Here is a 22,571-nt window from a genome sequence, read left to right as displayed (position 1 = left end):
TTTGAACTTTTTGCCGTTTTTCTTCTTGATTATGCGCAATGTGCATTAACAAAGCGATGATCACAGTGTAGAATAGCGGCCTATTGCCGACGTGGTGAAATTGGTAGACACGCTATCTTGAGGGGGTAGTGGCGCAAGCTGTACGAGTTCGAGTCTCGTCGTCGGCACCAAAAAAGATCAAAAGCCAGCTGGTCGTTTGAATCATTGATTCAGGGCTTAGCTGGTTTTTTTACGAGGATGTGTCGTTTGATCCTGGTCTCAGCATTAAGTGATTGGGGTCGAGCGTATTTCAACTAAGCTGCTTACCCATCGTGAACCTCGAAAATTACTTCCCCGTCCTGTTGTTCCTTCTCGTCGGCCTTGGCGTCGGCGTCGTCCCGCAAGTGCTGGGCCATATCCTGGGCCCGAACAAGCCTGATGCGGCCAAGCTTTCCCCATTCGAGTGCGGCTTCGAAGCTTTCGAAGACGCGCGCATGAAATTCGACGTGCGTTACTACCTCGTCGCAATTCTGTTCATTCTGTTCGACCTTGAAACTGCATTCTTCTTCCCATGGGGCGTCTCCATGCGTGAACTGGGCTGGCAGGGTTACGTGACGATGATGGTGTTCATCGCCGAATTCGTGGTCGGTTTTTGGTATATCTGGAAGAAAGGTGCCCTTGATTGGGAATAAGCCATGTCTATTGAAGGCGTATTTAACGAAGGCTTCATCACCACTACCTTTGACACGGTAATCAACTGGGCGCGTACGGGTTCGATGTACCCGATGACGTTCGGTCTGGCTTGCTGTGCAGTGGAGATGATGCATGCTGGTGCTGCCCGTTACGACCTGGAGCGTTTCGGTTTCATGTTCCGTCCGTCGCCACGTCAGTCCGACGTGATGATCGTGGCAGGCACCCTGTGCAACAAGATGGCCCCTGCGCTGCGCAAGGTCTATGACCAGATGCCTGACCCGCGCTGGGTGATCTCCATGGGCTCCTGCGCCAACGGCGGCGGCTACTACCACTACTCGTACTCCGTAGTGCGCGGCTGCGACCGTATCGTGCCGGTTGACGTGTACGTGCCTGGCTGCCCGCCGACCGCAGAAGCACTGCTGTACGGCATCCTGCAGCTGCACAACAAGATCAAGAAGACCAACACGATCGCGCGCTAAGACCACATGAATACACATCTGCAAACACTGGTCTCCGCCCTTGAGCAAAAGCTGGGCGAGCGGGCCTCCATCGTCGTCGCGCTGGGCGAAGTGACGATTACAGTCAAATCTGGGGACTACTACCAGGTAATGCAAGAGCTGCGCGACGACGCAGCTTTGCGTTTTGATACGCTGATCGACTTGTGCGGCGTTGACTACTCGACCTACGGTGAAGGCACCTGGGACGGCTTGCGCTTCGCAGCCGTGACCCACCTGCTGTCCGTGGAAAAGAACTGGCGCCTGCGCGTGCGCGTGTTCGCATCGGATGAAGACCTGCCGATCGTGGCCTCCGTGGCCACAATCTGGCGCGCCGCCAACTGGTTCGAGCGCGAAGCGTTCGACCTGTTCGGCATCATTTTCGAAGGCCACAACGACCTGCGCCGCATCCTGACCGACTACGGTTTCATCGGCCATCCATTCCGCAAGGACTTCCCAGTGTCGGGCTATGTTGAAATGCGCTATGACCAGGAGCAGAAGCGCGTTGTCTACCAGCCTGTGACCATCGAGCCGCGCGAAAACGTGCCGCGCGTGATCCGCGAAGAAAACTACGGGAAGTAAGAAATGGCTGAAATTAAGAATTACACCCTGAACTTTGGTCCGCAGCACCCTGCGGCGCACGGCGTGCTGCGCCTGGTGCTGGAGCTGGATGGTGAGGTGATCCAGCGCGCCGACCCGCATATCGGCCTGCTGCACCGCGCGACCGAAAAGCTGGCCGAGCAGAAGACCTACCTGCAATCCGTGCCTTACATGGACCGCCTGGACTATGTGTCCATGATGTCCAACGAACACGCCTATGTGATGGCGATCGAGAAGCTGCTGGGCCTGGAAGTGCCGGTGCGCGCGCAGTACATCCGCGTGATGTTCGACGAAATCACCCGCCTGCTGAACCACCTGCTGTGGCTGGGCGCGCACGCGCTGGACGTGGGCGCCATGGGCCCGTTCCTGTACGCTTTCCGCGACCGCGAAGACCTGATGGACTGCTACGAAGCCGTTTCCGGCGCGCGTATGCACGCGGCTTACTACCGTCCGGGCGGCGTCTACCGCGACCTGCCGGACGCCATGCCGCAGTACAAGGCATCGCTGATCCGCAACGCGAAAGAGCTGGCCGAGCGTAACGAAAACCGCCAGGGCTCGCTGCTGGACTTCATCGAAGACTTCACCAAGCGTTTCCCGACCTATGTCGACGAATACGAAACCCTGCTGACCGACAACCGTATCTGGAAACAGCGTACCGTCGGCGTGGGCGTGGTGTCGCCGGAAGATGCGAAGGCCATGGGCTTCACCGGCGCCATGCTGCGCGGCTCGGGCATCGCCTGGGACGTGCGCAAGAAGCAGCCGTACGAAGTCTATGACAAGATGGACTTCGACATCCCTGTCGGTACCAACGGCGACTGCTACGACCGTTACCTGGTGCGTATCGAAGAGATGCGCCAGTCGAACAGGATCATCAAGCAGTGCGTGGCATGGCTGAAAGCCAATCCGGGTCCTGTCATGACCAGCAACCGCAAGGTCGCTCCGCCTAACCGCGTGGACATGAAGACCAATATGGAATCGCTGATCCACCACTTCAAGCTGTTCACCGAAGGCTTCCACGTGCCGCCGGGCGAAGCGTACAGCGCGGTGGAACACCCGAAAGGCGAATTCGGCATCTACCTGATCTCCGATGGCGCCAACAAGCCATACCGTATGAAGATCCGTGCACCGGGCTTTGCCCACCTGCAGGGTCTCGACGAAATGTCGCGCGGCCACATGATCGCCGACGCCGTGACCATCATCGGTACCCAGGACATCGTTTTCGGTGAAATCGACCGCTAAGGGCAAGAAATGCTGTTATCCCAAGAATGCTATAAAAAAATCGACCGCGAGCTGGCCAAGTATCCGGCCGACCAGCGCCAGTCGGCCGTGATGGCCGCGCTGGCCCACGCCCAGGTTGAACTGGGCTGGCTGTCGCCAGAAACCATGAAGGAAATCGCGGACTACATCCGCATGCCGGCCATCGCCGTGCAGGAAGTCGCGACCTTCTACAACATGTACAACCTGAAGCCGATTGGCAAGCACAAGATCACCGTGTGCACCAACCTGCCATGCGCACTGTCCGGCGGCGTGAAAGCGGCCGAGCACCTGAAGGCCAAGCTGGGCATCGACTTCCGCGGCACCACCGACGACGGTGAGTTCACGCTGATGGAAGGGGAGTGCATGGGCGCCTGCGGCGACGCACCGGTGCTGCTGGTGAACAACCACCGCATGTGCAGCTTCATGAGCAACGACAAGATCGACTCCCTGGTGGAGGAACTGAAGAAATGACCTCGCTGCACGACCGTCACATCAATCCCCTGATCCTGAAGGATCTGAACGGCGACAACTGGCGCCTGGCCGACTACGTCAAGCGTGGCGGCTATTCCGCGCTGCGCCGTATCATCGAAGAGAAGATCCCGCCAGAGCAGATCATCGCCGACCTGAAGACCTCCGGCCTGCGCGGCCGCGGCGGTGCGGGTTTCCCGACCGGCCTGAAATGGTCCTTCATGCCGCGCCAGTTCCCTGGCCAGAAATACCTCGTCTGCAACACCGACGAAGGCGAACCGGGTACGTTCAAGGACCGCGACATCATCCGCTACAACCCGCATTCGCTGATCGAAGGCATGGCCATCGGCGCGTACGCGATGGGCATCACCGTGGGCTACAACTACATCCACGGCGAGATCTTCCAGGATTACCTGCGCTTTGAAGAAGCGCTGGAAGAGGCGCGTGCCGCCGGCTTCCTGGGCGACAAGATCATGGGCTCGGACTTCAGCTTCCAGCTGCACGCCCACCATGGCTACGGTGCCTACATCTGCGGCGAAGAAACCGCGCTGCTGGAATCGCTGGAAGGCAAGAAGGGCCAGCCGCGCTTCAAGCCGCCTTTCCCGGCGTCGTTCGGCCTGTACGGCAAGCCGACCACCATCAACAACACCGAGACTTTCGCGGCCGTCCCGTTCATCCTGAACATCGGCGCAGAAAACTACCTCGGCCTGGGCAAGCCTAACAACGGCGGCACCAAGATCTTCTCGATCTCGGGCGACGTTGAGCGTCCGGGCAACTACGAAGTCCCGCTGGGCACTCCGTTCGCCAAGCTGATGGAGCTGGCCGGCGGTATGCGCGGCGGCAAGAAGATCAAGGCCGTGATCCCTGGCGGTTCGTCCGCTCCGGTGATCCGCGGCGAGATCATGATGCAGACCGATCTCGATTACGATTCGATCGCCAAAGCCGGCTCCATGCTGGGTTCGGGCGCCGTGATCGTGATGGACGAGACGCGCTGCATGGTGAAAGCCCTGGAACGCCTGTCCTACTTCTACTTTGAAGAGTCGTGCGGCCAGTGCACCCCGTGCCGTGAAGGCACCGGCTGGATGTACCGCATGATCCACCGTATCGAGAACGGCCAGGGCCGTCCTTCGGACCTGGACATGCTGAACTCCATCGCCGACAACATCCAGGGCCGCACCATCTGCGCGCTGGGCGATGCTGCCGCTATGCCGGTACGCGCCTTCGTCAAGCAGTTCCGCGAAGAATTTGAATATCACGTCGAACACAAGCACTGTCTGGTGCCTGTATCGGCTTACTAAGCTGCGATTATCATGGTTGAAATCGAAATTGACGGCAAAAAGGTAGAAGTCCCTGCTGGTAGCATGGTGATGGACGCCGCCAACAAGCTGGGTACCTACATCCCGCACTTCTGCTATCACAAGAAATTGTCGATCGCTGCGAACTGCCGTATGTGCCTGGTCGAAGTTGAGAAGGCGCCTAAGCCTTTGCCAGCATGCGCCACGCCGGTATCGGCGGGCATGATTGTGAAGTCCGCCTCCGACAAGGCTGTGCAAGCACAGAAGTCGGTGATGGAATTCCTGCTGATTAACCACCCGCTGGATTGTCCGATCTGCGACCAGGGCGGTGAGTGCCAGCTGCAGGACTTGGCCGTAGGTTACGGCAAGATGGAGTCCCGCTACGAAGAAGAGAAGCGCGTGGTGCCGCCAAAGGCCGGCTCCGCGCTGGTGGCGATGGAAGAAATGTCGCGCTGCATCCACTGCACCCGTTGCGTGCGCTTTGGCCAGGAAGTGGCCGGCGTGATGGAACTGGGCATGCTGGGCCGCGGCGAGCATTCCGAGATCACCACCTTCGTCGGCGAAGCAGTGAGCTCCGAAATGTCGGGCAATATGATCGACCTGTGCCCGGTGGGCGCGCTGACCTCGCGTCCATTCCGCTACAGCGCCCGTACCTGGGAACTGTCGCGCCGCAAATCGGTCTCCCCGCACGACTCCACCGGCGCGAACCTGATCGTGCAAGTGAAGCAGGGCTCCGTGAAGCGCGTGCTGCCGCTGGAAAACGAAGCAGTCAACGAGTGCTGGATTTCCGACAAGGACCGCTACTCCTACGAAGCGCTGGACAGCGCCGAGCGCCTGACCAAGCCAATGCTGAAGCAGGGCGGCGAGTGGAAAGAAGTTGAATGGCAAGTCGCGCTGGAATACGTGGCGCACGGCCTGAAGAACATCAAGCACGAACACGGTGCGGACTCGCTGGCTGCCTACGGCACTGCGCACTCCACCGTGGAAGAACTGGCCCTGCTGAAGAAGCTGATGCACGGCGTCGGTTCCGAGAACGTCGACTTCCGCCTGCGCCAGAGCGATTTCGCCCTGGACGGCGAAGTGAAGCCATGGCTGGGCATGCCGATCGCTGAACTGAGCTCGCTGCAGCGCGTGTTCGTGATCGGTTCCTTCCTGCGCAAGGATCACCCGCTGTTCGCAACCCGCATCCGCGCGGCTGTGAAGGCTGGCGGCCAGCTGTCCGTGCTGCACGCGGCCGACGCCGAAAACCTGATCAACACCGCCAACAAGATCATCGCTGCGCCGTCCGACTGGCTGGCCGCGCTGTCCGGCGTTGTTGCCGCCGTCGCCAAGGCGAAGGGCGTGGCCGCTCCTGCCGGTTTCGAAGGCGCTGCGGCTTCGGCCGAAGCGCAAGCCGTGGCTGATTCGCTGGTTTCCGGCGAGCGCAAGGCTGTGTTCCTGGGTAACGCCGCCGTGGCGCACCCTGAAGCGTCGAAGCTGCACGCTGCCGCGCAGTGGATCGCTGAACAGACCGGCGCCAAGCTGGGCTACCTGACCGAAGCAGCCAACACCGTGGGCGGCTACCTGGTTGGCGCGACCGCGAAGTCCGCTGCTCCAGCCTTCTCGCAACAGAAGAAGGCCTACGTGCTGCTGAACGCCGAGCCGGAACTGGACGCTGCGAACCCGCAAGCTGCCAGGACCGCGCTGAATGCCGCCGAAATGGTGGTCGTGATGTCGGCCTTCAAGCACGGCATGGACTATGCCGACGTGCTGCTGCCGGTCGCTCCGTTTGCCGAGACTTCCGGCTCCTTCGTCAACGCCGAAGGCCGCCTGCAGTCGTTCAACGGCACCGTCAAGCCAGCGGGCGATGCCCGCCCGGCATGGAAGGTGCTGCGCGTCCTGGGCAACATCCTGGGCCTGGGCGGCTTCGACTACGAGACTTCCGAATCGATCCGCGACGAGCTGTTCGAAAAGGGCGTGACCGACCTGTCCGCAAAACTGAACAACGCCGCGCGCCGCGCGCCGACTGCTGGTGCCGCTGGCGCCGCGACCGGCCTGCAACGCCTGGCCGACGTGCCGATCTACTTCGCTGACGCCCTGGCGCGCCGTTCCGGCCCGCTGCTGGCGACCGTCGATGGCGCCGCGCCTAAAGCGCACCTGTCTGCAGCCGCCGCGCAGCAGATCGGTGTGAAGGCTGGCGACAAGGTCGAAGTGAAGCAGGGCTCCGGCTTTGCGATCCTGGAAGCCACCATCGACGCCGGCCTGCCGGCGAACGTGGTGCGCGTGTCCGCCGCACACGCATCGACCTCGATGCTGGGCGCAATGTTCGGTGACATCACCGTTGCTAAAGCAGGGGAGGGCAAATAATGGCTCTGCCAGAAATGATTGAATCGATTAAGGTGTTCGGCGAAGCGCACACCGGGACCTTCTGGCCGTTCATCTGGACCATGGCCAAGATCCTGTGCGTGACCTTGCCGCTGATGGGCCTCGTCGCTTACCTGACCCTGTGGGAGCGTAAGCTGCTGGGCTGGATCCAGATCCGTATCGGCCCCAACCGTGTCGGCCCGAACGGCCTGCTGCAGCCGATCGCCGACGCGCTGAAACTGCTCTTCAAAGAGATCATCGTCCCGGCCAAGTCGAACAAGTCCCTGTTCTTCATCGGTCCTGTGATGACCATCATGCCGGCACTGGCTTGCTGGTCGGTGGTGCCGTTCGCCAATGGCGCGGCGCTGGCCGACGTCAACGCCGGCCTGCTGCTGATCATGGCGATCGCCTCGATGGAGGTGTACGGCATCATCATCGCCGGCTGGTCCGCCAACTCGAAGTACTCCTTCATGGGCGCGATGCGTGCATCGGCACAGATGGTGTCCTACGAAATCGCGATGGGCTTCTGCCTGGTGATCGTGCTGATGGTTTCCGGTTCGCTGAACCTGTCGGAAATCGTGGCCGGCCAGCAGAAGGGCGTCATGGCTGCCCATGGCTGGAACCTGTTCTCCTGGAACTGGCTGCCGCTGCTGCCGATCTTCGTCGTGTACCTGGTCTCCGGCCTGGCTGAATGCAACCGTCACCCGTTCGACGTGGTGGAAGGCGAATCCGAGATCGTCGGCGGCCACATGGTCGAATACGGCGGCATGGCTTACGCAATGTTCTTCCTGGCGGAATACGCCAACATGATCCTGATTGGCCTGCTGGCTTCGATCATGTTCCTGGGCGGCTGGTCTGCTCCGATCGCAGCGCTGGATATCGGCGGCGTGTTCGGCGGCTTCTTCTGGCTGTTCCTCAAGACCTTCATCATCGTATCGCTGTTCATCTGGACGCGCGGCACCTTCCCGCGTTACCGCTATGACCAGATTATGCGTTTGGGGTGGAAAGTGTTCATCCCACTGACCCTGGTGTACCTGGTGTTCGTGGCGACCTGGATGCAGACCTCCTGGAATATTTGGAAGTAAGAGAGCGAATACAGAATGGACCGATTGAAAGACTTCTTCGGCAGCTTCATGCTGACCGAACTGTTCAAGGGGATGGCGCTGACCGGCAAATACATGTTTGCCAAGAAGATCACCGTCCAGTTCCCTGAAGAGAAAACCCCGATCTCGCCGCGTTTCCGCGGCCTGCACGCACTGCGCCGCTACCCGAACGGCGAAGAGCGCTGCATCGCCTGCAAGCTGTGCGAAGCAGTTTGCCCGGCGATGGCGATCACCATCGAGTCGGAGCAGCGTGACGACGGCAGCCGCCGTACCACCCGCTACGACATCGACCTGACCAAGTGCATCTTCTGCGGCTTCTGCGAAGAATCCTGCCCGGTGGACTCGATCGTCGAGACGCACGTACTGGAATACCACGGCGAAAAGCGTGGCGACCTGTACTACACCAAGGAAATGCTGCTGGCTGTAGGCGACCGCTACGAAGCGGAAATCGCGGCCAACCGCGCGGCCGACGCCAAGTACCGCTGATCGCCGAGGATAAATAATGACCTTTACTACTATCCTGTTCTACGTGTTCGCTGCCATCCTGGTGCTGGCATCGCTGCGCGTCATTACGGCCCGCAACCCGGTGCAAGCTGCACTGTTCCTGGTGCTGGCCTTCTTCCAGGCGGCCGGCATCTGGATGCTGCTCAAAGCCGAATTCCTGTCCATCGTGCTGGTGCTGGTGTACGTCGGCGCCGTGATGGTGCTGTTCCTGTTCGTTGTGATGATGATCGACATCGACATGGACAAGCTGCGTGCGGGCTTCTGGAGCTACCTGCCGGTGGCTGCCGGCGTCGGCAGCGTGATCGTGATCGAAATGTCGGCTGTGATCTGGCGCGCCTTCCCGGGCACCGGCACTGCGGTGCCAGCAGCGTCCAACACCATCGGCCAGACCAAGGCCCTGGGCCTGAAGATCTACACCGAGTACATCTACGCGTTTGAAATCGCGGCAGTGGTGCTGCTGGTGGCAATCGTTGCCGCCGTGGCCCTGACCCTGCGCAAGCGCAAAGACACCAAGGCGATCAATCCTGGCCTGGCAGTGCGCGTCAAGCGTAACGACCGCCTGAAGATCGTGAAGATGGACGCCACCGTCCACGCTCCGGTCGCCGTTGCAGAAACGAAGGAGGCACCATGACTTTATCCTCGGTACTGATCCTGGGCGCGATCCTGTTCGCGATCTCGATCGTCGGTATTTTCCTGAACCGCAAGAACGTCATCGTCCTGCTGATGGCCATCGAACTGATGCTGCTGGCAGTGAACATGAACTTCATCGCGTTCTCGCACTACCTGGGCGACGCGGCCGGGCAGATCTTCGTCTTCTTCATCCTGACCGTGGCGGCTGCCGAATCGGCAATCGGCCTCGCGATCCTGGTGGTGATGTTCCGTAACCTGGACACCATCAACGTCGAAGACCTGGACAGCCTCAAAGGCTAAGTTAAATCCTCGAAAAATAGATAAGGTAAATCATGACGGGGCAACTTAACCCAACCCTCCTTCTGGCCGTTCCGCTGGCGCCATTGGCAGGTTCCGCAATCGCGGGCCTGCTGGGCACCAAGTTCTTCGGCAATGTCGTCGGCCGCAAGGTGTCGCATAGCGCGACCATCCTGGGCGTGCTGATCGCCTTCCTGATCTCCTTCCAGACCCTGATGCAGGTGATGGACGGCGCAACTTACACCGGCGATATCTACCGCTGGATGACCGTGGGCAGCGTCAAGCTGGCTGTCGGCTTCCACATCGACTCGCTGACCGCGATGATGATGAACGTGGTGACGTTCGTGTCGCTGATGGTGCACATCTACACCATCGGCTACATGGCTGAAGACGAAGGCTACAACCGCTTCTTCTCCTACATCTCGCTGTTCACCTTCTCCATGCTGATGCTGGTGATGTCCAACAACTTCCTGCAGCTGTTCTTCGGCTGGGAAGCCGTGGGCCTGGTGTCGTACCTGCTGATCGGTTTCTGGTATACCCGCCCGACCGCAATCTTCGCCAACATGAAGGCCTTCCTGGTCAACCGTGTGGGCGACTTCGGCTTCATCCTGGGCATCGGCATCATCCTGGCCTACACCGGCTCGATGGACTACGCCGAAGTGTTCGCCAAGAAGGACATCCTGGTCAACGGCACCTTGCCTGGCACCGGCTGGATGCTGATCACGGTGGCATGCATCTGCCTGTTCATCGGCGCAATGGGCAAGTCGGCGCAGTTCCCGCTGCACGTCTGGCTGCCTGACTCGATGGAAGGCCCGACCCCGATCTCGGCACTGATTCACGCGGCAACCATGGTTACCGCCGGTATCTTCATGGTCACCCGCATGTCGCCGCTGTTCGAAATGTCGGACACCGCACTGTCGTTCATCCTGGTGATCGGCTCGATTACCGCGCTGTTCATGGGCTTCATGGGCATCATCCAGAACGACATCAAGCGCGTGGTGGCTTACTCGACCCTGTCGCAGCTGGGCTACATGACCGTTGCGCTGGGCTGCTCGGCTTACTCCGTGGCCGTGTTCCACCTGATGACCCACGCCTTCTTCAAGGCGCTGCTGTTCCTTGGCGCCGGCGCCGTCATCATGGCGATGCACCACGACCAGGACATCCGCAATATGGGCGGCCTGAAGAAATACCTGAAAGTGATCTGGATTACCTCGCTGCTGGGTTCCCTGGCGCTGATCGGTACCCCGTTCTTCTCCGGCTTCTACTCCAAGGATTCGATCATCGAAGCCGTGGCCGCGACCCATATCGCCGGTTCGGGCTTTGCCTACTTCGCCGTGATCTGCGGCGTGTTCGTGACCGCGTTCTACTCCTTCCGTATGTACTTCCTGGTCTTCCACGGCCCGGAAAACTTCGGCAAGGAACACCACCATGCGCATGATTCGCACCACGCGGACGAAGCGGAAGAGGACGACCACGGCCACCACGGCCTGGCGCCAGGCGAGAAGCCGCATTCGCCAGGCCTGGTAGTGACCCTGCCGCTGATCCTGCTGGCCATCCCTTCGGTGGTGATCGGTGCGATCGCGATCAAGCCTATGCTGTTCGGCGACTTCTTCAAGGGCGTGATCTTCGTCGGCGAAAACCACGAAGCGATGCACGAACTGGCGGAAGAGTTCCACGGCGCCGTCGCCATGGGCCTGCATTCGTTCACTTCGCTGCCATTCATCCTGGCGCTGGCCGGCGTTGTCGCAGCTTATGTCTGCTACATGGTCAAACCTGCGATTCCTGCCTGGTTCTACGACAAGTTCAAGTTCCTGCACACCCTGCTGGACAACAAGTACTACATGGACAAGTTCAACGAAGCTGTCTTCGCACGCGGCGCACGCCTGCTGGGCGAGGGCCTGTGGTCGGCCGGCGACCGCGCCATCATCGATGGCCTGTTCGTGAACGGCTCGGCGAAAGTGGTGGGCTGGTTCTCCAGCATCACCCGCGTGTTCCAGACCGGCTACATCTATCACTACGCATTCGTAATGATCATCGGCATCCTGGGCTTCCTCGTGTACTTCCTGCCGTTCTGGCAGGCTAACAGCTGACGCAAAAGAGATAACAAATGCAGTCAACGACTAATCTTTCTACTTATTTGAGCCTGTCGATCTGGGTGCCGATCATCTTCGGCCTGATCGTGCTGGCTGTCGGCCGCGATTCGCGCGCCGGCATGGTGCGCGTGCTGTCGCTGGCCGGCTCGCTGGTCTCGCTGTTGCCGACCATCCCGCTGATCACGCAGTTCGATACCCAGGCTCACGGCATGCAGTTCGCCGAGAAGTCGGCCTGGATCGAGCGCTTCAACATCTTCTACTCGCTGGGCATTGACGGCCTGTCGATGTGGTTCATCCCGCTGACCGCCTTCATTACCGTCATCGTGGTGATTTCGGCGTGGCAGGTGATCACCGAGCGCGTAGCGCAGTACATGGGCGCGTTCCTGATCCTGTCCGGCCTGATGATCGGCGTGTTCAGCGCCACCGACGGCCTGCTGTTCTACTTCTTCTTCGAAGCGACCCTGATCCCGATGTACATCATCATCGGCGTGTGGGGCGGTGCGAACCGCATTTACGCAGCGTTCAAGTTCTTCCTCTACACCTTCTTCGGTTCTCTGCTGACCCTGGTTGCCATCATCTACCTGTACAACAAGTCCGGTAGCTGGGACATCCTGGAGTGGCATAAAACGCCGCTGACGATGAAAGAGCAGACCCTGATCTTCTTCGCCTTCTTCATGGCCTTCGCCGTGAAGGTGCCAATGTTCCCGGTCCACACCTGGCTGCCGGACGTGCACGTGGAAGCGCCGACCGGCGGTTCCGCAGTGCTGGCCGCGATCATGCTGAAGCTGGGTGCTTACGGCTTCCTGCGATTCTCCCTGCCGATCGCGCCTGACGCATCGCGCGAATACGCCTGGTTCATCATCGGCCTGTCGCTGATCGCCGTGATCTACATCGGCCTGGTGGCCCTGGTGCAGAAAGACATGAAGAAGCTGGTGGCGTATTCGTCCATCGCGCACATGGGCTTCGTGACCCTGGGCTTCTTCATGTTCAACGACATGTCGGTGCAGGGCGGTATTGTGCAGATGGTGTCGCACGGCTTCATCTCCGGCGCAATGTTCCTGTGCATCGGCGTACTGTACGACCGCATGCACTCGCGCCAGATCGCCGACTACGGTGGCGTCGTGAACAAGATGCCTAAGTTCGCTGCCCTGTTCATCCTGTTCTCCATGGCTAACTGCGGCCTGCCGGCAACCTCCGGCTTCGTGGGCGAATTCATGGTGATCCTTGGTGCGGTGAAGTTCAACTTCGTGACCGGTATCGCTGCCGCGACCGCGCTGATCTTCGGCGCCGCTTACTCCCTGTGGATGGCCAAGCGCGTGATCTTCGGCGCTGTGACCAACCCGCACGTGGAAGAACTGACCGACGTCAATAACCGCGAGTTCCTGATGCTGGGCATCCTGGCAATCGCTGTTCTGGTGATGGGCCTGTACCCGGCGCCGTTCACCGACGTGATGCAAGTTTCCGTGGCCGACCTGCTGGCGCACGTCGCCCAGACCAAGCTGCCAGTTGTGGCGCACTGATAGGACCAAGTTTTCATGAATACCACTAACCTGATCCCGATGTACGCAGAAGTTTTTCTGCTGATCGCTGCCTCGGCGATCCTGCTGATCGACATGTTCCTCGATGAGGGCAAGCGTGCGATCACCTATATGCTGACGCTGGCGACCCTGGTGGGCGCGGCCCTGTTCAGCTTTGCCGACTACAGTGCCGGCACCACCATCTACGCGTTCTCGAACATGTTCCTGAACGACCCGATGGGCAACCTGCTGAAATTGTTCTCCTACCTGACCATGGCGATGACGCTGGTGTATGCACGCCAGTACTCCACCGACCGCGGCATGTTGGGCGGTAACCTGGGCGGCGAGTTCTACGTCCTGGCGCTGTTCTCCCTGCTGGGCCAGAACGTGATGATCTCGGCCAACAACTTCCTGACCGTCTACCTGGGCCTGGAACTGATGTCGCTGTCGCTGTACGCCCTGGTGGCGCTGCGCCGCGATAACACCCGCGCTACCGAAGCTGCGATGAAGTACTTCATCCTGGGTGCGCTGGCTTCCGGCTTCCTGCTGTATGGCATGTCCATGCTGTACGGCGCGACCGGCACGCTGGATATCTCCGAAGTGGCCCGCAAGCTGGGCACCGGCACCGTCGACAAGTCGATCCTGGTGTTCGGCCTGGTGTTCGTGGTGGCTGGCCTGGCCTTCAAGCTCGGTGCGGTTCCATTCCATATGTGGGTACCGGACGTGTACCAGGGTGCGCCAACCGGCGTGACCTTGCTGCTGGGCGGCGCACCGAAGCTGGCGACCTTCGCCATCTGCGTGCGCCTGCTGGTGGAAGGCATGCTGCCGCGCGCCGACGACTGGCAGCAAATGCTGATGATCCTGGCCGTGCTGTCGCTGGCGATCGGTAACCTGACCGCCATCGCACAGACCAACCTGAAGCGCATGCTGGCTTACTCCACCATCGCGCAAATGGGCTTCGTGCTGCTTGGCCTGCTGGCCGGCGTTGTTGGTCACGACAGCAGCCACGCTGCCGCTGCCTACTCGGCTGCGATGTACTACGCGATCACCTACGTGCTGACCACTGTTGGCTCGTTCGGCATGATCATGGTGCTGGCCCGTTCGGGCTTCGAAGCCGAAGAAATCGACGACTTCAAGGGCCTGGCCAAGCGCAGCCCGGCATACGCCGCGCTGATGTCGGTGCTGATGTTCTCCCTGGCCGGCGTGCCGCCGATGATGGGCTTCGCCGCCAAGTTCGCGGTGCTGCAATCGGTGCTGGCGACCGGCGCCGTGTGGCTGACCGTATTCGCCGTGATGTTCTCGCTGGTGGGCGCGTTCTACTACATCCGCATCGTCAAGGTGATGTGGTTCGACGAAGCTGCCGACAATACTCCGCTGACCGTCAGCGGCGACAATGGCATGGTGCTGGCATTGAACGGCGTTGCCGTCGTGGTGCTGGGCATGATGCCAGGCCCGCTGCTGAACGCCTGCCTGTCGGCGATGTCGAAGACCCTCGCAACCTGATCTTCGATGGATGTGAATGCATCTTCCTGGCTGGTCATCCTGCTTGCAGTGGTGGCCGCCAACCTGCCTTTCCTGAACGAGAAGGTGTTTGGCCTGGTTCCGCTCAAGGCCGCCCGCAAGCCATTCTTGCTGCGGCTGGCGGAACTGGCTGTGCTGTATGTCGCCGTCGGCGGCATTGGCATGGCCCTCGAATCCCGCATCGGCACCGCGTTTCCACAGAACTGGGAGTTCTACTGGGTCGCGGCGTTTGCCTTCCTGGTGTTTGCATTCCCTGGCTTCGTGGTACGCTACCTGCGTAAACACCACTGATTGAACCCGGTAAACCGGGGGCAGACCCAAGGGTCAGACCCCCAACGGTCTTAAGGCCGGGGTTTGGGTCGAGGCCTTTGATCTTCTTAAATAGTCAAAAACCTAGAACCAACCCCGTGGCCGTGAGACCCCGGTTTACCGGGTTAAAAAGAACATGGACAAGCACCTAAAAGAAACCAGAATAGACGGCGAAATCGCCTACAACGGCGGCTTCCTCAAAGTCCACCGCGACACGGTCAGCCTGCCCGATGGCAAGCGCACCAAGCGCGAATACATCCGCCACCCCGGCGCGGTGGTCATCATCCCCGTGCTGGACGACGGCAAAATCCTGCTGGAGCGCCAATACCGCTACCCCAACGACCGCGTCTTCATTGAACTCCCGGCCGGCAAAATCGACCCGGGCGAAGACCCGTTAGCCTGCGCCATCCGCGAGCTGGAAGAAGAAACTGGCTACACCGCCAGCGAATGGAAATTCGTCAGCACCATCCACAACGCCATCGCCTACTCGGACGAGCACCTGGACATCTACCTGGCGCGCGGCCTGACCGCCGGCGCGGCCAAGCTGGATGACGGCGAGTTCATCGAAACCATCACCGCCACCGTGGATGAAATGCTGGACTGGGTCCGAAGCGGCAAGATCACCGACGTCAAGACGGTGATCGGCGCCTTCTGGCTCGACAAGCTGCGCTCCGGCGACTGGAAACTGGACTGACGCCATGAACACCTCGCGCAGCCTGATGCTGGTTGGAGCCCTCGCGGCGAACCAGGCGCAGGCAGCGCAGGTGCAGCGCACGCCATTCCAGATCCGCTGCGAAGACACGATCAGCAAGACAGTCTCGGTGTTGTCGGCGCGCCAGAGCGGCTACACCGTCAATACCCAGCTGTCGTACAAGCAGTTGTCGGCCATGCGGACCGAGAGGATGCCGGCCACCGGCTACGTGCTGGGCCTGACCCGCACCGAGTCGCGCGTGCAGATCGGCCTGGACGGACCGATGCTGACCGACCCGGCCAGCGGCTACGAATGTGTGGCGCCCCAGATTAAGGTGCAGCTGACGTACGCCCCGGTGCGCATCTATGTCGGCAACGAGTTTCCGCCAGGGACCTGCGGCTATGCCGAAATCCTGTCGCACGAACTGCGGCACATGAATGCCTACATGGACCATCTGGCGAAAGTAGAAAAGATCGTGCGTTCCGCGCTGGCGCGGCGCTTTGAAGCCAAACCGCTGTATGCGCCGGCGGGCACCGCGCGGTCAGCGCTGGAGCACGAAATCGACAGCGGCTGGATGCCCTATATCAAGGCCGAAATGGCCAAGGTGGAGGTGTTGCAGGCAAAGATCGATTCGCCCGCCGAATACGCCCGCTTGAGCAAGGCGTGCAACGGCGAGATACAGAATATTTTGAGGAAGACACGCAGCATAAAATGAAGCGATACTTTGCACTGATCCCCGCCGCCGGCATTGGCGCGCGCATGGCCGCTGCCACCCCGAAGCAGTACTTGCCGATCAACGGTGTGCCGATGCTGCAGCATACGCTGGATGCCTTCCACCACAGTGACCAGATCGCGCACACCTTCGTGGTGGTCAGCCCGGACGATGGCTATATCGATTCGATCACGCCGGAGCGCAGTGTGACGATCCTGCGCTGCGGCGGCGCCACGCGCATGGAGTCGATCCTGAATGGCTTGCGCGCCATGCGCTCCGAGTTGGGCGACGACGACATGGTGCTGGTGCACGATGCCGCGCGTCCCGGCCTGACACCGCAGCTGATTGCGAAACTGATTGCAGCGGTTGGCGACCATGAAGGCGGCGGCCTGCTTGCGCTGCCGGTGGTGGACACGGTAAAGTCCACGCGCACCGGCGCCGTGCAGACTACGCCGCGCGACGGCTTGTGGCTGGCGCAGACGCCGCAGATGTTTTCGTATGCCTTGCTGGTGCGTGCACTGGCGCTGGCGCCGGACCCGAACGCCATCACCGATGACGCCAGCGCAATCGAGATGCTGGGCCTCTCGCCGATGCTGGTGGAGGGCCATCCGCGCAATATGAAGGTGACGCTGCCGACCGATATCGCGATCGCAGAAATGTACTTGAGACAGGATTCAAAATGACGCAACTTCCATTCCGTATCGGCCAGGGTTATGACTCGCACCGCCTGGTTGAAGGCCGCAAGCTGATTCTCGGCGGCGTCGAGATCCCGCACGAACGCGGCCTGCTCGGCCACTCGGATGCAGATGCGTTGCTGCATGCGATCACCGACGCCATCCTTGGCGCTGCGGCGCTGGGTGACATCGGCAAGCACTTCCCGGATACCGCCGAAGAATTCCGCGGCGCCGATTCGCGCGTGTTGCTGCGCGAGGCGGCCAAGCGCGTGCGCGCCACCGGCTACGATATCGGCAACGTGGACTGCACCATCATTGCGCAGCGCCCGAAGATGGCGCCGCATATCGCCGCCATGGCGGCCAATATTGCGGCCGACCTGGGTGTGCCGGCCGGCCACGTGAACGTGAAAGCCAAGACCAACGAGAAGCTCGGCTACCTGGGGCGCGAAGAAGGCATCAACGCGGAGGCCGTGGCGCTGCTGGTTCTGCGACAGGGTGCTTGAGCGCATGACGAAGAGCAAGGCGCCGGAGCAGGCGGGCGGACCGCCGCCAGTCGCGCCAGTTCCGTCCGCATCGCGCCTGCCGCCGCTTGAAGCCTCCCGCACTGTGCCGTCCGATGCGGCGGACCAGCGCGCGAGGGCTGACGCACGCGCCCGGCGCGATGCCGAGGTGCGTGGCGTTTCATCGATGGAAGAGATGCGCGAGGCGATCAAACAGGCCTCGCGCTTGCTGCCTCACATCGCTGAATTGCCGCGTGTGCGCATCGCGAACGCCGCCGGCTTTCGCGCCCGCGCACTTGAAGGATATCCATTCCTGATCCCGGGCGCCATCGCGCGCTGGCCGATCAGCGCTCTTGGCCCGGAGATCCTGCGCCAGCGCTTTGGCGATGTGCACGTACGCGCCCGCGTGGGGGACTACATCGGCACCGCCTTCGCGCCGGATCGTGCGATGCTGGACACCACCATGCGCGAATATCTCGACCTCGCAGAAGCGACGCAAGGGCTGCCGCCGTACCTCGGCAACCTGGAGCTGCGCGAGTTGAACAGCCTTTGCCACTGGCCGACGTATTTCGAGAAAATGGGACCGCCGCGCTTCTGGATCGGCCCCGCTGGGACCGTGACGCCGCTGCACAGCGACTTCGACGACAACATCTTCGCGCAAGTATGGGGTGCCAAACGCATCTTCCTGGCGCCGCCACATCACGACGAATTCCTTTACACGCGCGAGGCGAATCCGGTCTTGTTCGGCAGTCCTTTCGATCCCGAAAACCCCGACTTCGAGCGCTACCCCTTGGCGCGCCAAGCCGCGCTGATCGAAGTCATTGTGCAGCCGGGCGACATGCTGTACGTCCCTGCCGGCTGGTACCACCAGGTCCGCGCGCTGACGTTCTCCCTCTCATCCAACCGCTGGGCGCGCGGCAAGCCGTTTGCATTGCAGCGTAATTCATAAAGCCTCGGAGGCGCCAGGGTAGGGGATTGTCCTGGCCCGCGCCAAAACACGTCTTGGGATGGATCAGGTAACATGCGGGGATGACAAGAGACACTTTTGACTATCGCGACGTGGCGGTGGAGTCGCTGGAGGAGGGCGGCCGGGTAGTGGTGCGGCCGGTGAATGGGCAGGCGTTCAGCCCGGAGATGCGGGTGCAGTGTTCGCAGGCGTTGCGTGATACTGATGTTTATCCGCTCGGAACCTGCTTCCTGGTGCTGGCGAAAATGACTGACCGGCTAGGCGGGGAGCCTTACCTGTATGTCTTCCACGGCGACCCGGTCAAGGTGCTGTCTGGCGAGCAGCTGGATGCTTTTTTGAACGACCGCCGCCGCTTGCGTATCTAACAGAACAGGAGACCCAAGTTGATCAAAATCCGCGAAATCGACCACATCGTGCTGCGCGTTGTCGACGCCGACCGCATGATCCGTTTCTACACCGAGGTGCTGGGCTGCACCATCGAGCGGCGCCAGGACGAGATTGGCCTGATCCAGCTGCGCGCCGGCAGCTCGCTGGTGGACCTGGTGCCGATTGATAAGAAGCTGGGCAAGATGGGCGGCGCCGCGCCAGGCAAGGAAGGCCGCAACGTCGACCACTTCTGCTTCCGCGTCGAGCCGTTCGATGAAGCGGCGATCCGCGCCCACCTGAGCGCGCACGACGTGCCGAACGGTCCTTCCGAATCGCGCTACGGTGCGGAAGGCGAGGGGCCGTCGATCTACGTCAACGACCCGGAAGGCAACACCGTCGAACTGCGCGGCGCAGCTTACGCTTCTTAATCGTCGTCGTCCTCGTCGTCTTTCTTGAGCTTCGAGGACTTGCGAGCCTTGTCGGCATCGGCCTTCAGCTTGGCCGCGTCGCCCATGAATTCGTCGATGCTGTGGTCCTCGCTGTGGCGCATCGATGGCGGCAGGATGACGGACATGTACAGCTCATCGCGCAGGCGGCCGGCGCCTTCATAATTGCGCATCAGGATCATGCCAGAGCCTAACGCCAGGAACACCGCGCAGGACGTAATGAAAGCGCGCGGCTTGAGCGGCTTGATGGTGCGCAGGTGGTTGTAGATCATCGCGACCAGGATCAGCATCACCACATGGTTGCCGTAGCGCGTGAACACTTCGGCCGACCAGGCATAAGCCAGCACGCCGCTCAAAGCCTTCCAGGCGCCGATCGCCACCAGTCCGCTGCCGAGGATGAACAGGTGGCGCCCCAGGCGCGCGTGGCCGCTGAACAGGCGGTTCGCCAGCGCCCACACGCCGCTCCACACCATGCCGGCGCCGATGCCGGTGGCAATCACCAGCAGGTAGCGGATGGCCTGGAAAGCGCCGGTGTCGGCCAGCGCTTCCGTTGCGCCAACGAAGAGGGCGATCAAAGCCATGCCTGCCAGCGCAGGCACGCCGCCTTCCCATGCGTGCATGGTGGTGTCGGTGACTTCGGCTTCAACCGGGAAGGCCGCGTCGCGTACGCGCAGGCGTGTGTGGCCGAGGCGGACCACGGTGGTGCCGTTGATCGCTACGCGCGCCTCGCGTTTGCCGTGCACCACGATGCCGTTCTGGCTGCCCAGGTCGCGCATCGTGAGGGCGCCGTCTTCGGCCAGTTCCACCACCGCGTGGGTCGCAGCAGTGTGCGCATCGTCGAGGATGAAATCGTTGTTGTAGCCGCGGCCAATAGTGATCGGCAGCTTATCGACGCGGTGGCGGTGCAGCACGTCGCCATTGCGCGCCAGGGTCTCGATGTAGAAAGGGCCGTTCATTTCTTGCCCCCGCGCGACAGCGATTCGAGGAAGGCGCGGGAGGCCCGCAGGCCGTTCTCATACGAAACGCCGCGTGCGTCGAGGCGGCTTTGCAGGTTCATCTTGCCATCGTCGGTGCTGGAGGTGAGCAGGGCGAAGTCGTACAGTCCGTCGAATTTGCGGTAGGCGCGCACGCACATCACGGCGCGCATCGGCAGGTTGCCGTTCTTGACGAATTGTTCGGTGCAGCTAGGGCCGGTCAGGCGCTTGTCCTTGTAGTTGCCGAAGTCCTCGTTCTTGAACGAGTTGCTCGAGAGGACGGCAAAACGCACTGCATCGAGGCCGGTGCTCTTCATGAACTGGTGCTGGATCTGCACCTGGCCAGTCTGCAGCGAGCCGGAGACGAACAGCGAGGACTCCATCTGGCAGTTGGTCACTTCCACCGAGAAGGAATCGCGGTCGTTGGAACGCCCCCAGCAGCGCATCTGCTCCGATTCGCGCACCGGCACCGAATAGGGCCCCATGGCCTTGGCGGTCAGGGGCTTGGCCAGCAGCTGGTCGATCATGGCCTTCTGGTGCACCAGCAACTGCTGGGCGACGATGGCGGTGAAATCCTTCGGCGGCTTGGCGTCCGGCTCGACTTTTTTCAGCAGTTCCTGCGCATAGCGTGCCGGCACCAGGAAGGACACCAGTTCGCCATCGAGGCGCTTGGAAACGTTGATGCCCGCCACGGCGCCATCCACGGTCACGCTTGGGCCGCCGCTCATGCCGGCGTTGATCGGGCCGGTGAACATCAGCTGCTCGTAGAAGCTGCGCGCGATCACGCCGTTGAACGAACCTTCCGAAATCGCGAAGCCCAGGTCGAGCGGGTTGCCCATCGAGTACAGGTACTGGCCCTGGGTCAGCGTGACAGGCTTGTCGCCCAGCTTGAAGTAGCCGGTGCCGTAACGGTTGACGCGGACGACGGCCAGGTCGTGCAGCACGTCCACCGCCAGCAGCTCGATGCTGCCGCGCTGGCCGGCGGTATCAACCCACTCGCCGGTGTAGGTGTCCGGGTCAAGCGCGAATTGCGAGACGACGTGGTAGTTGGTCAGCACCAGGTTGGAGGTGCCGACCAGGAAGCCGGAACCCACCGAGGATTGGGTGCGGCCGGTCTTGAGCAGCGACCGTACCTGCAACAGGTCGGCCTTGGCGGCGGAATAGAGTTTTTGCGCGGTGCTCGAAGGCGTGGGCAGTGCGACGGCATCGGGAGGGGGGACTTGCTGCGCATTGGCTGCTGCGCAGCCCCAGGTCAAAGTCAGTATGAATGCCAGTTTAGAGAATTTCATCTAATCCTATCTTCGACGTGGGGCGGGGCCCGGTTACAGCGAGCCGTCTTCGGCGGCCGGCGGCGTCACCGGGGTCATCATATGCCCCAATTTTAGCGCCTTGGTATTCAGGTAGTGCTGGTTGAAGGCGTTGCGGTTGACCAGCAGCGGCACCCGTTCCGCCACTTCGACGCCGAGGGCGCCCATGGCAGCGATCTTGCGCGGGTTGTTGGTCATCAGCTTCAGGCTCTTCACGCCGAACTGCTTCAGCATCGGTTCCACCAGGCCGTAGTTGCGCTGGTCTGGCTTGAAGCCCAGCTGTTCGTTGGCTTGCACGGTGTCGGCGCCTTGCTCTTGCAGGCGGTAGGCGCGCATCTTGTTGATCAGGCCAATGCCGCGGCCTTCCTGGCGCAGGTAGAGCAGCACGCCGCGGCCTTCTTCGGCGATGCGCTTCAGCGCGCCTTCAAGCTGGGCGCCGCAGTCGCAGCGCTGGGAGAACAGCACGTCGCCGGTCAGGCATTCGGAGTGGACGCGCGCCAGCACTGGCTCGCCGTTGCCGATATCGCCCAGCACCATCGCCAGGTGCTCTTTGCCGGTGGCATGTTCGACGAAAGCATGCAGCGTGAACTGGGCCCATGGCGTCGGCAAGGCGCATGAGGTCACGTAGTCCAGTTCTTCTTTTACCGGTTGTTCTGCTGCGGGCTGCATGTTGCTCTTTCGATCTTTGTATTGTGGAACCCTGCAATCATAACAAAAACCCGGAAGAGGGGTCAGCCCCAAGCCGGATGGCCGTCCCGTCTGCCCCCCTACGGTCTCCAGGACGGCGGTTTTAGCGGATGCTGGCAGGTGAGCAGACAGGGTCTGACCCTT

25 protein-coding genes and 1 tRNA gene are annotated in these 22,571 nt (G+C 61.4%); 23 read left to right on the top strand and 3 right to left on the bottom strand.

The genetic code is table 11. The annotated features are described in order from the left end of the window. Positions 1–85 precede the first annotated feature (85 nt). From GM658_RS25615 to GM658_RS25505, 23 genes are all read left to right on the top strand, one after another. Positions 86–170, top strand: a tRNA-Leu gene (locus GM658_RS25615). Between the two features lie 141 nt (positions 171–311). After that, the gene (gene ndhC / locus GM658_RS25610; protein ID WP_170298974.1) at positions 312–671 is read left to right on the top strand and encodes an NADH-quinone oxidoreductase subunit A; all 360 of its coding nucleotides are present in this window, start codon (positions 312–314) and stop codon (positions 669–671) included. Positions 672–674: 3 nt separating this feature from the next. After that, positions 675–1,151 (top strand): NuoB/complex I 20 kDa subunit family protein, encoded by a 477-nt coding sequence (locus GM658_RS25605; RefSeq protein WP_028104278.1) that lies wholly within the window; start codon positions 675–677, stop codon positions 1,149–1,151. Between the two features lie 6 nt (positions 1,152–1,157). Continuing rightward, positions 1,158–1,748, top strand: coding sequence for an NADH-quinone oxidoreductase subunit C (locus GM658_RS25600; protein WP_155456903.1), 591 nt, complete (start codon positions 1,158–1,160; stop codon positions 1,746–1,748). Positions 1,749–1,751: 3 nt separating this feature from the next. Continuing rightward, positions 1,752–3,005 carry an NADH-quinone oxidoreductase subunit D gene (locus GM658_RS25595; protein ID WP_155456902.1) on the top strand — a complete coding sequence of 418 codons (1,254 nt, stop codon included), beginning with the start codon at positions 1,752–1,754 and terminating at the stop codon, positions 3,003–3,005. Between the two features lie 9 nt (positions 3,006–3,014). Continuing rightward, complete coding sequence (nuoE, locus tag GM658_RS25590) at positions 3,015–3,494, top strand: NADH-quinone oxidoreductase subunit NuoE (RefSeq protein ID WP_155456901.1); 480 nt, start codon at positions 3,015–3,017, stop codon at positions 3,492–3,494. Then, positions 3,491–4,789: an NADH-quinone oxidoreductase subunit NuoF gene (gene nuoF / locus GM658_RS25585; protein ID WP_155456900.1), complete on the top strand. Its 1,299-nt coding sequence runs from the start codon at positions 3,491–3,493 to the stop codon at positions 4,787–4,789. The genes nuoE and nuoF overlap by 4 nt, the downstream gene beginning before the upstream one ends. Before the next feature lie 12 nt (positions 4,790–4,801). Further along, a complete protein-coding gene (gene nuoG, locus GM658_RS25580; protein WP_155456899.1) occupies positions 4,802–7,132 on the top strand; it encodes an NADH-quinone oxidoreductase subunit NuoG in 2,331 nt (776 codons plus the stop codon). Next, positions 7,132–8,214 (top strand): NADH-quinone oxidoreductase subunit NuoH, encoded by a 1,083-nt coding sequence (nuoH, locus tag GM658_RS25575; protein ID WP_155456898.1) that lies wholly within the window; start codon positions 7,132–7,134, stop codon positions 8,212–8,214. The genes nuoG and nuoH overlap by 1 nt, the downstream gene beginning before the upstream one ends. Positions 8,215–8,229: 15 nt before the next feature. Continuing rightward, positions 8,230–8,718, top strand: a complete 489-nt coding sequence (nuoI, locus tag GM658_RS25570) for an NADH-quinone oxidoreductase subunit NuoI (protein ID WP_130311253.1) — start codon at positions 8,230–8,232, stop codon at positions 8,716–8,718. A 16-nt stretch (positions 8,719–8,734) separates the two neighbouring features. After that, entirely contained in the window at positions 8,735–9,367 is a 633-nt protein-coding gene (locus GM658_RS25565) for an NADH-quinone oxidoreductase subunit J (protein WP_155456897.1), read from the top strand. Beyond that, positions 9,364–9,666: an NADH-quinone oxidoreductase subunit NuoK gene (gene nuoK / locus GM658_RS25560; RefSeq protein WP_057259369.1), complete on the top strand. Its 303-nt coding sequence runs from the start codon at positions 9,364–9,366 to the stop codon at positions 9,664–9,666. Before GM658_RS25565 ends, nuoK begins: the two co-directional genes overlap by 4 nt. A 32-nt stretch (positions 9,667–9,698) precedes the next feature. Continuing rightward, positions 9,699–11,753 carry an NADH-quinone oxidoreductase subunit L gene (nuoL, locus tag GM658_RS25555; RefSeq protein ID WP_155456896.1) on the top strand — a complete coding sequence of 685 codons (2,055 nt, stop codon included), beginning with the start codon at positions 9,699–9,701 and terminating at the stop codon, positions 11,751–11,753. Between the two features lie 17 nt (positions 11,754–11,770). Beyond that, positions 11,771–13,276, top strand: a complete 1,506-nt coding sequence (locus tag GM658_RS25550; protein WP_155456895.1) for an NADH-quinone oxidoreductase subunit M — start codon at positions 11,771–11,773, stop codon at positions 13,274–13,276. A gap of 15 nt (positions 13,277–13,291) precedes the next feature. Next, on the top strand, positions 13,292–14,776 hold the full coding sequence (gene nuoN / locus GM658_RS25545) for an NADH-quinone oxidoreductase subunit NuoN (RefSeq protein ID WP_155456894.1): 1,485 nt from the start codon (positions 13,292–13,294) through the stop codon (positions 14,774–14,776). 6 nt (positions 14,777–14,782) lie between these two features. Beyond that, a complete protein-coding gene (locus GM658_RS25540; protein ID WP_155456893.1) occupies positions 14,783–15,085 on the top strand; it encodes a DUF2818 family protein in 303 nt (100 codons plus the stop codon). A 154-nt stretch (positions 15,086–15,239) separates the two neighbouring features. Beyond that, positions 15,240–15,797, top strand: coding sequence for an NUDIX domain-containing protein (locus tag GM658_RS25535; RefSeq protein WP_155456892.1), 558 nt, complete (start codon positions 15,240–15,242; stop codon positions 15,795–15,797). Between the two features lie 4 nt (positions 15,798–15,801). Then, entirely contained in the window at positions 15,802–16,509 is a 708-nt protein-coding gene (locus tag GM658_RS25530) for a hypothetical protein (RefSeq protein ID WP_155456891.1), read from the top strand. Beyond that, positions 16,506–17,189 (top strand): 2-C-methyl-D-erythritol 4-phosphate cytidylyltransferase, encoded by a 684-nt coding sequence (gene ispD, locus GM658_RS25525; protein ID WP_155456890.1) that lies wholly within the window; start codon positions 16,506–16,508, stop codon positions 17,187–17,189. Before GM658_RS25530 ends, ispD begins: the two co-directional genes overlap by 4 nt. Continuing rightward, positions 17,186–17,683 (top strand): 2-C-methyl-D-erythritol 2,4-cyclodiphosphate synthase, encoded by a 498-nt coding sequence (ispF, locus tag GM658_RS25520; protein ID WP_155456889.1) that lies wholly within the window; start codon positions 17,186–17,188, stop codon positions 17,681–17,683. The genes ispD and ispF overlap by 4 nt, the downstream gene beginning before the upstream one ends. Positions 17,684–17,687: 4 nt before the next feature. Continuing rightward, complete coding sequence (locus GM658_RS25515; RefSeq protein WP_155456888.1) at positions 17,688–18,629, top strand: cupin-like domain-containing protein; 942 nt, start codon at positions 17,688–17,690, stop codon at positions 18,627–18,629. Positions 18,630–18,709: 80 nt separating this feature from the next. Further along, entirely contained in the window at positions 18,710–19,012 is a 303-nt protein-coding gene (locus tag GM658_RS25510; protein WP_155456887.1) for a hypothetical protein, read from the top strand. Positions 19,013–19,030: 18 nt separating this feature from the next. After that, a complete protein-coding gene (locus tag GM658_RS25505; RefSeq protein WP_155456886.1) occupies positions 19,031–19,441 on the top strand; it encodes a VOC family protein in 411 nt (136 codons plus the stop codon). Here the strand turns inward: GM658_RS25505 and GM658_RS25500 are convergent. The 3 genes from GM658_RS25500 to ribA are packed head-to-tail and all read right to left on the bottom strand — an operon-like array spanning position 19,438 to position 22,409. Continuing rightward, positions 19,438–20,415, bottom strand: a complete 978-nt coding sequence (locus GM658_RS25500; protein ID WP_155456885.1) for an FHA domain-containing protein — start codon at positions 20,413–20,415, stop codon at positions 19,438–19,440. The two genes, GM658_RS25505 and GM658_RS25500, sit on opposite strands and share 4 nt — an antisense overlap. After that, positions 20,412–21,722, bottom strand: a complete 1,311-nt coding sequence (locus GM658_RS25495) for a S1 family peptidase (protein ID WP_155456884.1) — start codon at positions 21,720–21,722, stop codon at positions 20,412–20,414. Before GM658_RS25495 ends, GM658_RS25500 begins: the two co-directional genes overlap by 4 nt. Positions 21,723–21,755: 33 nt before the next feature. Beyond that, a complete protein-coding gene (gene ribA / locus GM658_RS25490; protein WP_155456883.1) occupies positions 21,756–22,409 on the bottom strand; it encodes a GTP cyclohydrolase II in 654 nt (217 codons plus the stop codon). Between the last annotated feature and the right edge of the window lie 162 nt (positions 22,410–22,571).

This window comes from Massilia eburnea, assembly GCF_009720745.1.
Taxonomy (GTDB): Bacteria; Pseudomonadota; Gammaproteobacteria; order Burkholderiales; family Burkholderiaceae_D; genus Rugamonas; species Rugamonas eburnea.
The sequence above is the reverse complement of the archived record's forward strand: the minus strand, read 5'-3'. Positions and strand labels throughout refer to the sequence as shown.